Source organism: Thermopolyspora sp. NPDC052614 (assembly GCF_040678635.1).
GTDB lineage: Bacteria > Actinomycetota > Actinomycetes > Streptosporangiales > Streptosporangiaceae > Thermopolyspora.
The window spans coordinates 128,390-143,017 of the sequence record NZ_JBFATZ010000004.1 but is presented as its reverse complement, the minus strand read 5'-3'; the positions used below and the strand labels follow the sequence as shown (position 1 = coordinate 143,017).

General features: G+C 71.2%; 14 protein-coding genes. 6 read left to right on the top strand and 8 right to left on the bottom strand.

The genetic code is table 11. The features are described 5' to 3' along the window. Nucleotides 1-24 precede the first annotated feature (24 nt). On the bottom strand, nucleotides 25-468 hold the full coding sequence (locus tag AB0K60_RS10255; protein ID WP_364050996.1) for a hypothetical protein: 444 nt from the start codon (nucleotides 466-468) through the stop codon (nucleotides 25-27). Between the two features lie 23 nt (nucleotides 469-491). Beyond that, nucleotides 492-1,253: an alpha/beta fold hydrolase gene (locus AB0K60_RS10250; protein WP_364050993.1), complete on the bottom strand. Its 762-nt coding sequence runs from the start codon at nucleotides 1,251-1,253 to the stop codon at nucleotides 492-494. Nucleotides 1,254-1,426: 173 nt separating this feature from the next. Here AB0K60_RS10250 and AB0K60_RS10245 point away from each other — a divergent pair, with 173 nt between their 5' ends. After that, nucleotides 1,427-2,161: a lysophospholipid acyltransferase family protein gene (locus tag AB0K60_RS10245; protein WP_364050990.1), complete on the top strand. Its 735-nt coding sequence runs from the start codon at nucleotides 1,427-1,429 to the stop codon at nucleotides 2,159-2,161. A 149-nt stretch (nucleotides 2,162-2,310) separates the two neighbouring features. Further along, nucleotides 2,311-2,865: a YceI family protein gene (locus tag AB0K60_RS10240; RefSeq protein WP_364050987.1), complete on the top strand. Its 555-nt coding sequence runs from the start codon at nucleotides 2,311-2,313 to the stop codon at nucleotides 2,863-2,865. A gap of 147 nt (nucleotides 2,866-3,012) precedes the next feature. On the opposite strand, the gene AB0K60_RS10235 is transcribed toward AB0K60_RS10240, so the two are convergent. From AB0K60_RS10235 to AB0K60_RS10215, 5 genes are all read right to left on the bottom strand, one after another. Continuing rightward, the gene (locus AB0K60_RS10235) at nucleotides 3,013-4,629 is read right to left on the bottom strand and encodes a hypothetical protein (RefSeq protein WP_364050985.1); all 1,617 of its coding nucleotides are present in this window, start codon (nucleotides 4,627-4,629) and stop codon (nucleotides 3,013-3,015) included. Between the two features lie 3 nt (nucleotides 4,630-4,632). Beyond that, entirely contained in the window at nucleotides 4,633-5,586 is a 954-nt protein-coding gene (locus AB0K60_RS10230; protein WP_364050982.1) for an OmpA family protein, read from the bottom strand. 4 nt (nucleotides 5,587-5,590) lie between these two features. Next, nucleotides 5,591-8,071 (bottom strand): Hsp70 family protein, encoded by a 2,481-nt coding sequence (locus AB0K60_RS10225; protein ID WP_364050978.1) that lies wholly within the window; start codon nucleotides 8,069-8,071, stop codon nucleotides 5,591-5,593. Beyond that, complete coding sequence (locus AB0K60_RS10220) at nucleotides 8,071-8,415, bottom strand: hypothetical protein (RefSeq protein WP_364050975.1); 345 nt, start codon at nucleotides 8,413-8,415, stop codon at nucleotides 8,071-8,073. The genes AB0K60_RS10225 and AB0K60_RS10220 overlap by 1 nt, the downstream gene beginning before the upstream one ends. 638 nt (nucleotides 8,416-9,053) lie before the next feature. Next, the gene (locus AB0K60_RS10215) at nucleotides 9,054-9,668 is read right to left on the bottom strand and encodes a hypothetical protein (protein WP_364050972.1); all 615 of its coding nucleotides are present in this window, start codon (nucleotides 9,666-9,668) and stop codon (nucleotides 9,054-9,056) included. Between the two features lie 150 nt (nucleotides 9,669-9,818). Between AB0K60_RS10215 and AB0K60_RS10210 the strand changes: the two genes are divergently transcribed. From AB0K60_RS10210 to AB0K60_RS10195, 4 genes are read left to right on the top strand one after another with little or no spacing between them, the layout of a single operon-like run. After that, on the top strand, nucleotides 9,819-10,211 hold the full coding sequence (locus AB0K60_RS10210) for a hypothetical protein (protein WP_364050969.1): 393 nt from the start codon (nucleotides 9,819-9,821) through the stop codon (nucleotides 10,209-10,211). Beyond that, entirely contained in the window at nucleotides 10,198-11,226 is a 1,029-nt protein-coding gene (locus tag AB0K60_RS10205) for an MvdC/MvdD family ATP grasp protein (protein ID WP_364050966.1), read from the top strand. The genes AB0K60_RS10210 and AB0K60_RS10205 overlap by 14 nt, the downstream gene beginning before the upstream one ends. Further along, complete coding sequence (locus tag AB0K60_RS10200) at nucleotides 11,219-11,740, top strand: hypothetical protein (protein WP_364050963.1); 522 nt, start codon at nucleotides 11,219-11,221, stop codon at nucleotides 11,738-11,740. Before AB0K60_RS10205 ends, AB0K60_RS10200 begins: the two co-directional genes overlap by 8 nt. After that, the gene (locus AB0K60_RS10195) at nucleotides 11,740-13,491 is read left to right on the top strand and encodes an ABC transporter ATP-binding protein (RefSeq protein WP_364052078.1); all 1,752 of its coding nucleotides are present in this window, start codon (nucleotides 11,740-11,742) and stop codon (nucleotides 13,489-13,491) included. Before AB0K60_RS10200 ends, AB0K60_RS10195 begins: the two co-directional genes overlap by 1 nt. A gap of 30 nt (nucleotides 13,492-13,521) precedes the next feature. Here AB0K60_RS10195 and AB0K60_RS10190 read toward each other — a convergent pair whose 3' ends face one another. Further along, nucleotides 13,522-14,496, bottom strand: coding sequence for a Gfo/Idh/MocA family oxidoreductase (locus AB0K60_RS10190; RefSeq protein ID WP_364050960.1), 975 nt, complete (start codon nucleotides 14,494-14,496; stop codon nucleotides 13,522-13,524). Between the last annotated feature and the right edge of the window lie 132 nt (nucleotides 14,497-14,628).

The following is a 14,628-nucleotide window of genomic DNA, read 5'->3' as shown; positions in this document are numbered from 1 at the left end:
CGGACGAATCTCAGCCTCAAGACACTAGATGACGGCGCCGTCGTCCCAGCCGGAGTCCTTGGGCGGCCCGTCGCCCATGCGCACCACCAGCGCCACGAAACCGCCGATGAACGCGGCGACGGCGGCGAACAGGATCCAGCCGTCCATCGGCCAGCCGAACACGGCCGCGAGCAGCAGGTAGGCGGGACCGCCGAACAGCGCGAACCAGGCGATCTTCGTGCCCAGATCGAGCTTCGGCAGCGGCGGCGGGGGAGGGGGCACGTAGTGCTCCTCCTCGACCGCCGGGGACCGCTCCTCGCCGTCCTCCTCCACCGGGTCGTCGGCCTCGGAACGCCGCCGATCGGCGGGACGCTCCGGGACGTTCTCCCGGTCGGGCCATGGCTGACCTGCCGAGCTCACCTCGGCCGGCTCGTTGAAGGAGGCGACGATCTGACGCCAGACCTCGTCCTCGTCACTCTGCGGCGTCACCGGTCACTTCGTTCCTGGGCCGATCAGTCCTGTTGCAAGGGTACCGAGGCGTGCGCGGTGACGAACTCCAGGCTCCCCTGGAAGATCGTCTCCGCGTCGTTGTCCAAGGTCGCGACGTGGTAGCTGTTCGGCAGCTCCCGCACGGTGAGGTTGTCCCCGAGCCGCTCGCGCAGCAGCCGTACGCTCGCCGGTTTGACCACGTGATCCTCTGGACTGTGGTAGACGAGCACCGGTTGCGTGACCTTGTCCAGCTCGCTCTGCACGAGCGACCACAGCCGGAGCAGCGTGGCCGCGGCCCGCACCGGCGTCCGGTCGTAGGCAAGCTCGGTGGCCCCTTCCTTCTTGATGTCGTTGGCCACCGGCGCCACCGTCGGCACCAGCCACTTCAGCACCGGTGCCAGCTTCAGCAGCGGCGCGTCGTTGACGATCGACGGGTTCACCACGACGACGCCGCGCACGGCGTCCCCGTGCACCTGGGCCAGCCGCAGGGCCATGCACCCGCCCATCGACAGTCCCATCACGAACGTGTCGGGGCAGCGCCCGCGCAGTTCGTCATAGGCGTGTTCGAGCTCGCCGTACCAGTCCTCCCAGCCGGTGTGGCTCATCTCCTGCCAGGTGGTCCCATGGCCGGGCAGGCGCGGCAGGGACACGGTCAGGCCCGCCCGCGCCAGGAACTCCCCCCACGGCCGCAGCGACTGCGGCGTGCCGGTGAACCCGTGGCACAGCAGGACCCCGATCTTCCCGCCGTCATGGTGGTACGGCTCGGCGCCCGGCATCAGCGGCATGGCGGCACCCCTCTCGTCCATCGACGCGCACGCGCGGGGACGCGCTGGCCCGATCGTCGCACGTTCCACGCCCTCACCGCGAGTGCCCCGGTCGGCCGGGGTGGGAGTGCGGGTCGGAAGATGGGAAGATGACGCCACACATATGACCGCCTGCGCAGAAGTGAGGTGCCCAAGTGCTGTACTGGGTGGTGAAGGTCATCCTCGGACCCATCCTCCATCTGGTGTTCCGCCCTTGGGCCGAGGGCGTGGAAAACGTCCCGAAGCAGGGCCCGGTGATCCTCGCGGGCAACCACCTGTCCTTCGCCGACCACTTCTTCGGCCCCCTCCACCTTTCCCGCAAGGTCATCTCCCTCGGCAAGGCCGAGTACTTCACCGGCACCGGCGTCAAGGGCCTGATCAGCCGCCTGTTCTTCAGCGGCGTCGGCACCGTCCCCCTCGACCGCTCCGGCGGCAAGGCCAGCGAGGCCGCCCTCCGCACCGGCCTCCGCATCCTCCGCGAAGGCAACATCCTAGGCATCTACCCCGAAGGCACCCGATCTCCCGACGGCCGCCTCTACAAGGGCAAGACCGGCGTCGCCCGCCTCGCCCTCGAATCCCGCGCCCCCGTCGTCCCCTGGGCCCTCATCAACACCTTCGAGATCATGCCCACCGGCCGCCTGTTCCCCAAGCTCGGCATCCGCCCCGGCATCCGCTACGGCAAGCCCCTGGACTTCTCCCGCTACTACGGCATGGAGGAGGACCGCCTCGTCCTGCGCGCCGTCACCGACGAGATCATGTACGCCCTGATGGAACTGTCCGGCCAGGAGTACGTCGACAAGTACGCCGCCAGCGCCAAGGTCGAGATGGCCCGCGCCGCCAAGGAGGCCGCCAAACAGGCCGCCGCCGGAAACACGACGACAACCGGCTGACCCGTCACTCGCGACCGCCCGCGGCGGACCTGCCCCGTCGCGCCCTCGGCGGTCGTGCACAAATCTTGGCGCAGCCTTGCCCAATCCTGCCCACTCCACCGTTCTCCGGCGGCGGGCCTGGCGCCGCCAGGGCGGGCTAGCCTGGCACGGTGAGCATCGCTTCAGGGGATTACACCTTCGGCGCCGAATCCGGGCGTCTCATGATCGAGACGAGCCGTACGGGGCTGGGGGCGAAGGCGGGGCACGATCTCACCATCGAGGTCACCCGCTGGTACGGCGAGGCCACGATCGACGCCACAGATCCGGCCGCCTCCTCGGTGAACGTCGAGGCCGACGCGGGGTCGTTCGAGGTGCGGAAAGGAACCGGCGGCGTCAAGCCGTTGACGAGTTCCGATCGCGGCGAGATCGAAAAGATCATCCGGGAGAAGATCCTTCACACGACCCGCAACGCGACGATCACGTTCCACTCGACCCGCGTGGCCGGCACGGCGGAGTCCTTCCGCGTAGAGGGCACGCTCACCATCGCGGGCGTCACGCGGCCCATCACCGTGCAGTGCGCGTCGGCCGAAGGGCGCGTACGCGGCTCCACGAGCATCACACAGTCCCGATGGGGTATTCGGCCATACTCGGCCTTCTTCGGCGCCCTCAAACTCAACGACGAGGTCGAAGTCTGGTTCGACGTGGAACTCGTCCCGAAGAACTGATCCCGAGGGCTCGGCGGCGGCGCGGAACCTGTCGGCGGTGGCGGGGCCGCCCACCGGCCCGGCCTCGGCGGTCCGGGCGAGGGCCGCGACGCGACGCCGCCGAGGACCGCGTACATCTCGCATACGCCCTTCGGGGGACCGCTCTCGTCACCCGAGGTTCGGCGGCCGTTCGCCCAATCGCCAGCCCTGCGCGATCAGATACCGCACCGGCTCGAACGCCTGGACCGGCTGCTGCGGCACGCCCCCTTGCGAGCCGCTCGCCGCCAGCGTGAAGAAGCCGCCGATCAGGCCGATTCCGATGACGCCGAACCCGAGGCCGGGCCCGGCGGCCGCGAACGCCGGGATCGAGAGGGCGAGGATCAGCAGGGTGCCGGCGCAGCCGAGGCGGGGCGCCGTCGGCGACTTCGGCGCGTGCGCGGCCATGCACGAGGCGCAGCGCGGCACGCGGACCGTGGCGGTCCGCCAGGTGACCTGGATCTGCGGTCCGCCGTCGGCCCAGCCGACCACGGACGGCTCGACCTCGCCGTACAGCTTCTGCTCGTACGCGCAGGCGTCGTCGGCGGGGTTCTGCTCGCAGAATTGGCACGTCAGGTACTGGAGTTGGTCGCGGGCCCGGTCGAGGTTCTCCCTGATGCGGTCCTTCGTGGCCGGCGTCGCCGCCAACGGGACGGCGCGTTCGAGAAGGTCGACGCCGGCGTCCCAGCGGCCGGTCTCCGTCACGAAGGGCACGACGCAGCGCAGGACCTTGAGCGCCACGTCGTCCGCGGCGCCCTGCAGGACCGGATGTCGTTCGGGGAAGGCGAAGGCCAGCATGGTGAGTAGGGGCGCGGATCGGTCGAGCAGCCGGGTGGCCGCCTGGTCGCCGGTGGCCGGATCGGCGTCGGCTGCGCGCTCGGCGTCGTCGCACATGGCCCTGAGCCGGGCGAGGTCGGGTTCCACCGCGCCGCGCAGCGCGTCGTCGATCAGCGCCCCGTCGAACCCGGAGCCGCGCATGAGCGCGACGTGCTCGGCCGCGTCGTCCGTCCGGTCGTCGTGATAGGCGCGTACGGCCAGCCCGGCGTTGATCGACAGGAGCGTGGTGGGCAGGGCGGCCCGCATCTCCCGTACGGTGGCCGGGGTCAGCCGCGGATCGTCGATTCGCCTGACCCGCTCCTCCAGCAGCTCCCAGACCGCGTCCGTGGCGTGGGCGTCCCGCCAGTGGGCGAGGGCCCGCTCCCACTGGTCTCGGCTGCCGTCGTCCAATTCGTCCGCGTCGAGCGCCCGGGTGTGCGCGAGGACCGCCAGGTTGTGTACGGCGACGGCCCCGGCGAGCGCGTCCGGGGACGAGGGCGTGTCGCCGCCGCGCAGCGCGGCCAGCAGGCCGCCCATGCCGCCTGGGCCGTCGTCCGCGTCGCCATGCTCGGCGGCCGGTCTCAGCCGCGACCACTCTCGTTCGGCCGCGTCGAGGTCGCCGCCGCGCAGCGCCGCCATCGCGTCGTCCGGCGTCCCGTTCGGGGCGGGCCAGAACCAGAACAGCTCATCGACCAGGCGGGCGCCCGGATCCCGCAGGCGCTGCATGGCGCGCTGGACGACCGTTTCGTCGGGAGGCCGGGGCGGCGGCAGCACGCTCGGCCCGGGGGACGCGGCCAGGCCCACCTTCTCCATCACCCGCAACCGCTCCGCGCTGCGCCGGATGTCGCGGGGCGTGGCGTCCACCGCGAGCCCGGTGATCCGGAACGCGTTCTCCCGGTACAGTCCGGGCCCCACCCCGTCGAAGACGGGCATCGTTCACCCCCTTCCGGCCGCGGCGATGCGCAGGCTCACCGTCCGGTTCCGCGCCCTGGCCCACGGATCGTCGCCGCGGTACGGCGGCATCATCGCGCCCAGGGCCGACACCGAGAACCTGGCCGTCGGAATGCCCGCGGCGTCGCGGAGCACCTCGCGGACGACCGTGGCCCGGAGCATGGCCAGCTCCATGTTGCTGGCGTAGGGGCCGCCGGGCGGCACCGCGAGATCGTCGGTGTGGCCGATGACGGCGACCGAGATCCGATCGGCGTGCGGGCGCAGCCGTACGGCCAGCTCGCGCAGGACCGCCCGGCCGCCCGCCGAGAGTGTGGCGCCACTCCGGAACAGCCCGTCCTCGAAGGTGACCGCGATCTCGTCCGGCGATCGCCGTACCCGGAGTCCCCGCGCCTGGAGGTCAAGCTCGTCGAGCACGGAAGCCGTAGGTGGGGCCGTAGGTGGGGCCGTACGTGGGGACGTGGAGGAGGCGATGGAGGGAGAGGGCGCGGGGGCGGACGTCGGCGTCGTGAGGGCGTAGTCGACCGGCGTCTTGATCACATCCCGGGGCTCGCCCACGGTCAGCCGGATCTCCACCGGCGGCACCAGCACGGCCGTGGCCAGGAACCCCGCGCCGATCACGACGGCGGCTCTCGCGCGCCGCCAGGCGACGGGCCCGCGCGCCGTCATCGCGGCGATCCGCCGCCGCCCCGCCGCGATCTCCCGGTCGCCCGGGGCGAGCCGTTCGGCCTCCGCCCAGTACCGGTCGGCCGCGCGCAGGTCGCCCTGCTGCGCCTTGATGCGGGCGAGCAGGTCCAGAAAGGGCACGCCGCGGTCCGCGCCGCGCCAGGCGTCCTCAAGCAGGCCCTCGGCCTCGGCGTACCGCCCGTTCCTGGCCAGGATCCGGGCCTGGGCCAGCGCCACCTCGCGTGCGGCGAGCAGGGCCGCGGTCGGCTCGCTCATCGGCTCACCGCACCGTGCTGAACGGGTCCGGCGGAGGCGGCGGCTTGGGCAGCAGCCCCCGGAGCTGGTCGTTGACGACCCGGACCGTGTCGACGTCGCCGGTCTGCGCCGCACGCGCGCCCGTGTCGATCAGCCGCCCGGCGAGCTCCGGATCGCGCATCTCGGGGCGCAGCAGGCGGAGCTGGTCGAAGGCCATCAGGTCGAGCTCGCCGGAGTCCCGCAGCACCCGCGCCGCCACCAGCCGTAACTCGTCCATGCGCAGGCGGAGCAGGTCGGCGTCGTGCGTCGTGATGGCCTGTTCCACGGCCGCCTCGGCGTGATCCAGGACCCGCAGCTGGTCGGCGTCGCCCCGCGACAGCACGATCTCGCGGATGAGCGGCATCTCCTGCCTGGTCTCGCGGACCAGCCGGGGCCACTCCAGCGTCCGCTCGGCCTCGTCGATGGCCGCCTTCAGGTCCAGCAGCCGCTTGGCGCAGGTGGTGGCCGCGTCGGGATCGACGCGCGCGGCGTCCACCAGGGCGTCGATGTCCTGCACGGTCCGCTCGCGGTCGATCCGGGAGAGCACCTCCAGGGCGCGCGCATCGCCGATCTCGGCCGCCTGCTCGCGGACCTCGTCCAGCCGCCGCCGCTCCGCCTGCGCCTCCCGCAGCAGGTCGGCGTGCTCGGGGACGGTCTCGGTCCGCAGGTTGATCACATGCTCGAACTCCTCGTCCAGGATGGGGACGTACGCCCGCGCCACCACCAGCCGGGACTCGTCGATGACGATCGTGAAGTCGACCTCGCTCCCCTCGGGCACGTCCCGCCGGATCTGCCCGGGGCGGACCTCGACGCGGCCGATGCGCCGGTTGCGGTCGGCGCGGCGGTGCTCGCCCTCCACCACGGGGATCCGGAGCATGCCCCGGCCCTCGCCGCGGCTGATCGCGACCGTCGTTCTGAGCACCTCCCGCCGCCGCGCGGGCAGCGGCGTGCCCCGCTCCACCAGCACCTTCACCTGGTTGTCCTGCAGCCCCACGCCGATCGAGTGGGTGAGCGTGGGCTGGGTGTCCACGACGCCGACGGTGTACGTCAGGGTGCTGGGGCTCACCTCGCGCCGGGTGCCGGTCGGATCGGTGAGCTCCAGGTGGAAGACGTTGGCCCGCCCCTTCTCCGCCCAGAGCGTGACGGCGAACGCCCCGTCCGCGGACAACGCGATCCTCCCGCTGCGCCAGACCGGCTTCGCCTCCGGGTTGACGAACTCGACGGCGAACCCGGCCGTGTCCACGCCCGACACCCTGCCGCCGACCAGCGGCTCGGTGTCCGGGCCGACCGGCCGGTACACCAGCTCGACGGTGTGCCGCCCGGGCGGCGGCGCGGCGGCGGCGGTCGCGGCCGGGCGCAGGAACTGGGTCCCCGCGAAGATCGCGGCTCCCCGGGCGACCACCGTGATCGGATCCTGGCTGTGGTCGAGCGGGACGCCCAGCCCCTCGCGCGGGTCGGCGAGCCGTTCCCGCAGGTACGGTGAGAGCGTGGGCCCGCCCACCAGCAGCACCTTCTCGATGTCGCCCGGCCCGAGCCCGCTCTCCTGCAACGCCTTGCGGCACAGGTTCACCGATCGCACGATGTACGGCTCGGAGAGCCGCTCCACGTCCGCGCGCATCAGGTCGTACTCGAACTCGAACGGCCGCCGGTCGTCGTCCTCCAACTGCAGGAGGATCTCCGCGGACTCGTCCCGCGACAGCCGGATCTTGGCCGCCTCGGCGGCGAGCTTGAGCTTGTTGACGACGGCGAACCAGCGCGGGTTGCCCCGGGCGAGCCCGGTGAGCCGATGCTCCCGCGTCACCGCGGGGATGAGCAGCTCCTCGACGATCTTCCAGTCGATGAGCTTGCCGCCGAGGAAGTTGTCCCCGGCGTGCTTGACGACGGTGAACTCGCCGTCCCGCATGTTGATCACGGCCGCGTCGAAGGTCCCGCCGCCGAAGTCGTACGCCAGCCAGTAGACGTTGTCGGACTCGCTCTGGAACCCGTACGCCAGGGCCGCCGCCGTGGGCTCCTGCAGCAACGGCGCGTACCTGAGCCCCGCCAGCTCGGCCGCCCGCCGGGTGGCGTCGCAGGCGCTCAGGTCGAAGGCCGCGGGCACGGTGATGACCGCCGCCTCCAGGTCCTCCCCGAGCCGCTGGGCGACGTCGTTCTTCAGCGACTTGAGCACCTCGGCCGACATCTGCTCGGGATCCATCGACCGCCCGCTCGCCGCGAACACCTTGGGCCGGCCGGTCGTGCCCATCCGGAGCTTGAACTCGACGCAGGTGTTGTCCGCGTCGAGCTCGCCGCGCTCCTTGGCGGCCCTGCCCACGTACAGCCGGTTGCGGCGATCGATCCACAACGCCGACGGCGTCGTCTCGAACCCGTCGTTGTTCTTGACGATCTCGGCGTTGACCCCGTTCAGCACCGCGATCGCGCTGTTGGTGGTGCCCAGATCGATGCCGAAGTCGATCGTGGTCCTCGTCATCATCCCCCCGTCCGATCACGCTCGTCCGCGTCCGGCGACGCGTCGCCGCCGGAATCCGGAGTTCCCACGATCACCTCGCCGGTCTGGATCGCCCGATCGCCGAGGTAGATGCTCGGGCGGACCGCCTCGATCACCTGCTCGCGGGCGAGCCCCGGCGTCGGCTGGTAGGCCACCACGGTCAGGGACAGACCCAGGTCGAAGGGCTCGCCCACGTGATCCCGGATCTCGACGCCGGCCTGGATGAGCGCGTCCCACGTCATCTCCAGATGCCGCGCCACCGAACGCGGCGTCTCCTCGGGCGCCGCCGCCACCCGGTTGCGCATCCGCCAGATGCCCGTCGCCACATCGGCCAGCGAACGCCCGGAGAGGCCGGGCTCCCGCGCGGAGGCGTCCTGGCCGAAATGCGTAGCGTCCTCCCCGAGACGATCGGAGCCGTTCCCCGTCTCGGACCCGCGATTTTCCCCGTTCCCGACCGCTCTCAGCACGTCGAGCGCCTCGGCCGGCCACTCCGCCCGCCGGATTCTGAATTCGTGAGGAAATCTCAATTGTCGAATGGCCGCTCTTATTTCACCCACGTCACGTCACAACCGGAGTCGCGGGCGGATCCCCTCGCCGAAGGGGCCGGACCGTGCGCACTCGTGGCCGCATCGGTACGGCGTCCGCAGCTGACCTGCGGAAACGCGCCGACCCGACGACGGCCGCCTGTTCAGCATGCCCATGATCATCCCTTCGGGGGTCGACTCGACGCATGCCGACGCGGTGAAGCGGAAATTTCGCCGACATGATCCTACCCGAGGCGATGGGCCCGAGGGAACACTAATTCGCGGACCCGGTGAATGACCTGCGGAAACCGGAAAGAGCCGGGCGGGTTTCCGAGATGGCAACATTTTTCGCCCGGCTCGCCCCGGCGGACGCCCCCCTCGCGGGACTCGGCTTCCCGAACGCGGCGCCGGCCACGCCCCCGCACGGCGGGCGCGAGCGGTCAGCCGGGCTCGCCCGCCGCGTCGTTCATCCGCTCCGCCCGCGCCAGGGCCTCGGCGAGCGGGGGCACGTCCCAGGCGGCGCGCTCCTCATCGGTGGTGGCGGGATCGACGCGATACAGCGCCCAGGCGCCGCCGGTGTCCACGTACTGCGTGCCGTACCGCTGGGGCAGCCCGTGGTGGAGCAGCCAGCGGTCCAGCGCGGCGGCGGCCAGCCAGCGGGCCGGGCGGTGACCGGCCGCGGCGGCGCGGCGGCACAGCTCGAAGCCGAGGTGGTAATGCTCCGCCCTGCTTCCATGCTGCAGGATCATCGCCAGGTGGTAATAGTCGCCTGGGGAACGGACCTGGCCGGCCGCGAACTTCTCCATCGCCCGCCTCCGCCGTCGGCTGTCGCGTACGCCGCAGCCCTCCGCGAGCACGCCCCCCGCCCTGTCGCGCTGGTCGAGCTCGAACAGCTCCCGCAGTTCTGAATCGTCCACCGCGCCCGGGTCCGGATCGGGCAGGTCGCGCAACGTCTCCGGCAGGTTGAACGCCTCCGTCCCCGGGTCCGCCGACCAGGCGTCCGCCGCCCGGTCGCGGGCCTTTTTCCAATGCCTGCGCCCTTGTTCGTTATCCATGCCGTGAGCGTAGCCCGCGCCGCAGGTCGCCGGGTGTGCGGCAGGTCATCCGGCCTCGCGCAATTCATTGTTTATTGACAGGATTCTGTGGAAGGTGTCATCCTCCCATGAGACTTCACGACCCGGAATCGTGGAAAGGGTGAAATTTCAATGGGTGTAATCGCATCGGCGGTGGCCTGCAAGGCGAACTCCTCGTTTCGGCGATCCGATATCGCGCTGAATCCGCTTCCGCTGGGCGTCCCATTCGGCGTTCCGCTCGTGGTCCCGGACGAGGTCAAGGAGCGGGCGGAGGTTTTCGGCCTCACCTTCGCCCGTCCCTGCGCGACCCTGGTGTTCCAGGAGGAGCTCCAGTACGACGACGAGCTGCAACTCGCCCTGCGGTCGCTCGACGGGGACTGGGACGGCTCCATCCTGCCGAGGATGGTGACCATCGCCGGGAGCATCGAGCAGACCCCCGCCACCGGGACGATCGTCTCCACCGGCGAGCCGGCCTGCCCGGACCGCAGCCCGGACAGCGACGCCTCCGACCGTGACCGGGACTGAGCGGCCGCAGGGGGCGATCCTCGTCCTCACCCACGAGATCGACCCCACGGCCGACTTCGTCGCCCACGAATTCAACCGGCGGAATGTACCGTTCATTCGGCTCGACCTCGGCGAATTCCCCGCGAAACTCAGCCTGTCGGCCGCGATCGACGCCGAACACGACGATTGGAGCGGCATCCTGAAAAGACCCCGGCGGAGCGTACGGCTGGGCGATATCCGGAGCGTGTGGTGGCGCCGCCCCACGTCATTTCAATTCCCCGAGCATTTGAGCAGGGAAGAGCGGTGGTTCGCCCGGGACGAGGCGGCCGCCGCGCTCGGTGGATTGCTGCGCCTGCAGGACGCGTTTTGGATGAACTATCCGGAGTCGTGCATGCGCGCCGAGTTCAAGCCGGTTCAGTTGAAGGCGGCGCGGCGGGAAGGGCTGGAGATACCGCGCACGCTGATCAGCAACCAGGTGGGCGACGTCCGGGCCTTCATCCGGGACAATCGCGCGGCGGGCCGCAGGACGATCTACAAGACGCTGGCGTACGCCGATGTCATCAACCCGGTGACGGGCATGAACGAGGTGATCTACACCAGTGTGGTGGACGAGGAGGACCTCGACGAGAGCCTGGTCGAGGTCACCCCCTGCCTCTTCCAGGCCGAGGTGGAAAAGGACATCGAGCTGCGCGCCACCGTCGTGGGCGACCAGGTGTTCACCGCGGGCATCGACGCGTCCGCCTCTCCGGACGGGAAGATCGACTTTCGTACCGCGTACGAGCACATCCGGTACGAGCACGTGGAACTCCCGCCCGACGTGTCCGCACGGCTGATACGGCTCGTCCGGAACCTCGGGCTGACCTTCGGGGCGATCGACCTGATCCGTACGCCGGACGGCCGCCACGTCTTCCTGGAGATCAACCCTTCCGGTCAGTGGGCCTGGCTGGAGAGCGAACTCGGCCTGCCGATCAGCCGGGCGATCTGCGACGCCCTGGAGAACGGTCACGCCAACCGCCTGGCGGAGCGATATGCGTGAGGACCGGCGGCTGCTGCTGCGCACCGCGGCCGCCGCCCTCCGCACGCTCGACGAGAGTCTGCGGGAACTGCTGGCCGGGTTGCGGCCGGGCGATCCCGCCATGCTGGCCGAGCTACGCCGGGACCTGCTTGAGGCGGGGGTCGCCGACCCCGTCGCCGGCCGATGCTGTCGGGTCCTCCACGTCGTCCTGTCCGACCCAGACGACAGCCCCAGCCGACGGCTCGGGCTGTCCAAGGCGTTCGAGTGCGGATTCTGCGGGCGCGTGCCCGACCCGGACAACCTCGTCTTCGGCGAGGCCGTCTCGATCTGCCTGGCCTGCGCGTTGCTCGCCGCTTCCGGGGCGGCCGCGCCCGATGCCGATCTGCGTGGCCGGTCCTGCGGCTTCTGCCGCGTGACGGCCGCCGATCAGCCGGACGCCGCGAGGTATCCGGGTCTCGATCAGACGATCTTCGTGTGCGCCGCCTGCGCGGAGCTCGCGCTTGAGATCATCGTGGACAAGAGACGGCCGGAGTGATGGAGTCCATCCGGCACGTTCTCGACGGCCTGGCCTTCGTCTGGCGGGCCAGCCGCCGCTCGTACCTGAGCCTGCTGGTCATCAGCGCGCTGGCCGGCCTCGCCGCCGCGGCCATCCCGCTGGCGGCGGTGCGATTGATCGACGGCCTGACGCGGGGCCTCGCCCCGCAGGGCGTGGCCCTGCCGCTCGCCCTGCTGGCCGTCGCGATCGCCGTGGAGCGGGTGCTGGGGGTGCTGCGCGAGGGGCATCTCGCCCTGCTCGCCTTCGACGTCCGCGCCGCGGCCGAACGCGTCATCGTGGACACGGCCTCCCGCGTGGAGGTGGAGGCCTTCGAGCACGCGAAGTTCTACGACTGCCTGGAGCGCGCCTCCCGGGCGGCCTCGCTGCGGCCGACGCAGATCGCCGACTCCCTGCTCAACACCGTCACGGCGCTGGCCGGCGGCATCGGTACCGCGCTGGCCGTCATCTCGCTCGAACCCCGCATGTTCGGCGTGGCGCTCATCTCCTTCCTGCCGGTCTGGTGGATCGTGCAGCGTCGCAGCGCGGTACGGCTGCGGTTCATCGCGGAGGCGACGCCGACCGAACGGGAGGCCGCCTACTTCACCTCGGTGCTGACCGACCGGGACGGCGCCAAGGAACTGCGCCTGTTCCGCGCCGTGCCGTTCTTCGACGGCAAGCGGATGGCGGCGCTGGCCCGGCGACAGCGGGAGATCCGCCGGGAAGTGGGAGAGGTCCGCCGAGTCGACCTCATCGGCCTGCTGCTGGCGGGCATCGCCAACTGCCTCACCTGGGGCATTCTGATCGTACTGAGCATGCGAGGACTGGGCGACCCCGCGTCCCTGATCGCCTTCATCTTCGCCTTCCAGCGGCTCAAGGGCTTCCTCACCACCCTGTCCTGGGGCCTCGCCGAGGCCACGGAGGCGGCGACGCTGCTGAACGACATGCGGCTGTTGCGGGAGTGGGAGCCGGAGGAGGCGGCGCCGGCGGGCCCGCTGCCGCCGCTGCGGGAGATCACCCTGCGGCAGGTCCGCTACACCTACCCGCACAGCGCCCGCCCGGCGTTGTCGGAGGTCTCCGCGACCTTCCGCCGGGGTGAGTTCGTCGCGGTCGTCGGCGCGAACGGATCGGGCAAATCCACCCTGATAAAGATCCTCACCGGACTGCTCCGCGCGGAGAACGGCGAGCTCCTGTGGAACGGCGCCCCGGCGGACAGGGCGTCGATCCACAGGCGCGCGGGCGCGGTGTTCCAGGATTCCTGCCAGTTCGCACTGTCCGTACGGGAGAACGTCACCCTGGGCAGGGACGGGCACGACCTGGCCGGGCTACTGGCCCGCCTCGACATGACGCAGACGGTGGACGCACTGGCCGACGGGCCGGACACGATGCTCGGCAGGCAGTTCGAGGGCGGCACCGACCTGTCCGGCGGCCAGTGGCAGCGCCTGATGATCGCGCGCGGCCTCTTCGACGACCGGGCCGAGATGATCATTCTGGACGAGGCCAGCTCCGCCCTCGATCCGGTCGCCGAGTACGAGCTGGTCCGGACGGTGAAACGGCTGTGCCGCGACAAGCTCGTCGTCGTCGTCTCGCACCGGCTCTCCTCCATCGCCGAGGCCGACCGCGTCATCGTCCTGGACGAGGGCCGAGTGGTCCAGGAGGGCACGGTACGCGCGTTGCTGGACGGCGAGGGCGTCTTCGCGGACATGTTCAATGTGCAGGCCCGCACCCTCGGGCTCAGCCGTACCCCTCGCTGACCGCGAAGGGCACGCCGGGAAGCGGTCTCGTCAGGCGGGTACGCCCGTCGGATCCGTGACGCGGAGGCGGGCGTCTTCGAGCAGCCGCATCATGGCGAGGCTGTCGTCCAGCGGCATGACGGGGCTCTCCAGCGCGCCCTCGGCCAGACGGTCGCGGACCTCGCGGATCTCGCCGACGTAACCGGTGTCGCCGGGTTCGAGAAGATGCTCGCGCTGTTCGCCGTCCGGGCTGGTGAGGACCATGCGGCGGGTGGCGAAGAACGGCGCGTCCAGGTCGGCGCGCATCAGGGTGCCGGTCACCTGGGCGGTCGTGGACAGCGGGCTGAGCAGGGAGGTGTCGAGCAACGCGCGGGCGCCGTCGCGGTAGGACAGCAGCAAACCCGCCTCGGCGTCCACGCCGCCGGAAAGGGTGCCGGTGACGGTCATGACCTCCGGCTCCCCGAGCAGCAGCTGCGCCAGGCCCAGCGGGTAGATGCCGAGATCGAGCAGCGCGCCCCCGCCGAGCGCGGGGTTCCACAGCCGATGCTCCGGGTCGTACGGCAGCGCGAACCCGAAACTCGCCGAGATCGACCGCAGCCGCCCGAACTCGCCCGACGCGATCACTTCCTGGAGACGCCGTATGAGCGGATTGAACCGCATCCACATGGCCTCCATGAGAAAGACCCCGGCCTCACGCGCCAGCGCCACCATCTTCTCCGCGTCCGCCACCGTGGCCGCCAGCGGCTTCTCGCACAACACGGCCCGCCCGGCCGCGATCGCCAGCTCGGCCACCTCCAGATGGTGCGACTGCGGCGTGGCGACGTACACGACGTCGATCTCCGGGTCGCGCACCAGCTCGGCGTACGACCCGTAGGCACGCTTCGCGCCCAGCTCGGCCGCGAGCCCCTGGGCCCGCCCGAGATCCCGAGATCCGACCGCCGTCACCATCATGTCGTGCTCGGCCGCGATCACATGCCCGACCGTCCGCGCGATCCCGCCCGTCGCGGCGATGCCCCACCTGAGCACGCATCCTCCTGCGTCATGCGCTTTGAGCCCCGGTGTGACAACCATCCGGGTATGGGCGTGATCGTAGCCTGGAAACCCGGCGTCCGGCTCGGAATCGAACGTTCCCGGCGGAGGTGCCCGCTTGCGGCAGGC

Coding starts and splice junctions, on each gene's coding strand:
- AB0K60_RS10195 (WP_364052078.1), top strand. CDS start 11,740: ATGGAGTCCATCCGGCACGTTCTCGACGGCCTGGCCTTCGTCTGGCGG.
- AB0K60_RS10215 (WP_364050972.1), bottom strand. CDS start 9,668: ATGGATAACGAACAAGGGCGCAGGCATTGGAAAAAGGCCCGCGACCGG.
- AB0K60_RS10225 (WP_364050978.1), bottom strand. CDS start 8,071: ATGACGAGGACCACGATCGACTTCGGCATCGATCTGGGCACCACCAAC.
- AB0K60_RS10230 (WP_364050982.1), bottom strand. CDS start 5,586: ATGAGCGAGCCGACCGCGGCCCTGCTCGCCGCACGCGAGGTGGCGCTG.
- AB0K60_RS10210 (WP_364050969.1), top strand. CDS start 9,819: ATGGGTGTAATCGCATCGGCGGTGGCCTGCAAGGCGAACTCCTCGTTT.
- AB0K60_RS10200 (WP_364050963.1), top strand. CDS start 11,219: ATGCGTGAGGACCGGCGGCTGCTGCTGCGCACCGCGGCCGCCGCCCTC.
- AB0K60_RS10250 (WP_364050993.1), bottom strand. CDS start 1,253: ATGCCGCTGATGCCGGGCGCCGAGCCGTACCACCATGACGGCGGGAAG.
- AB0K60_RS10235 (WP_364050985.1), bottom strand. CDS start 4,629: ATGCCCGTCTTCGACGGGGTGGGGCCCGGACTGTACCGGGAGAACGCG.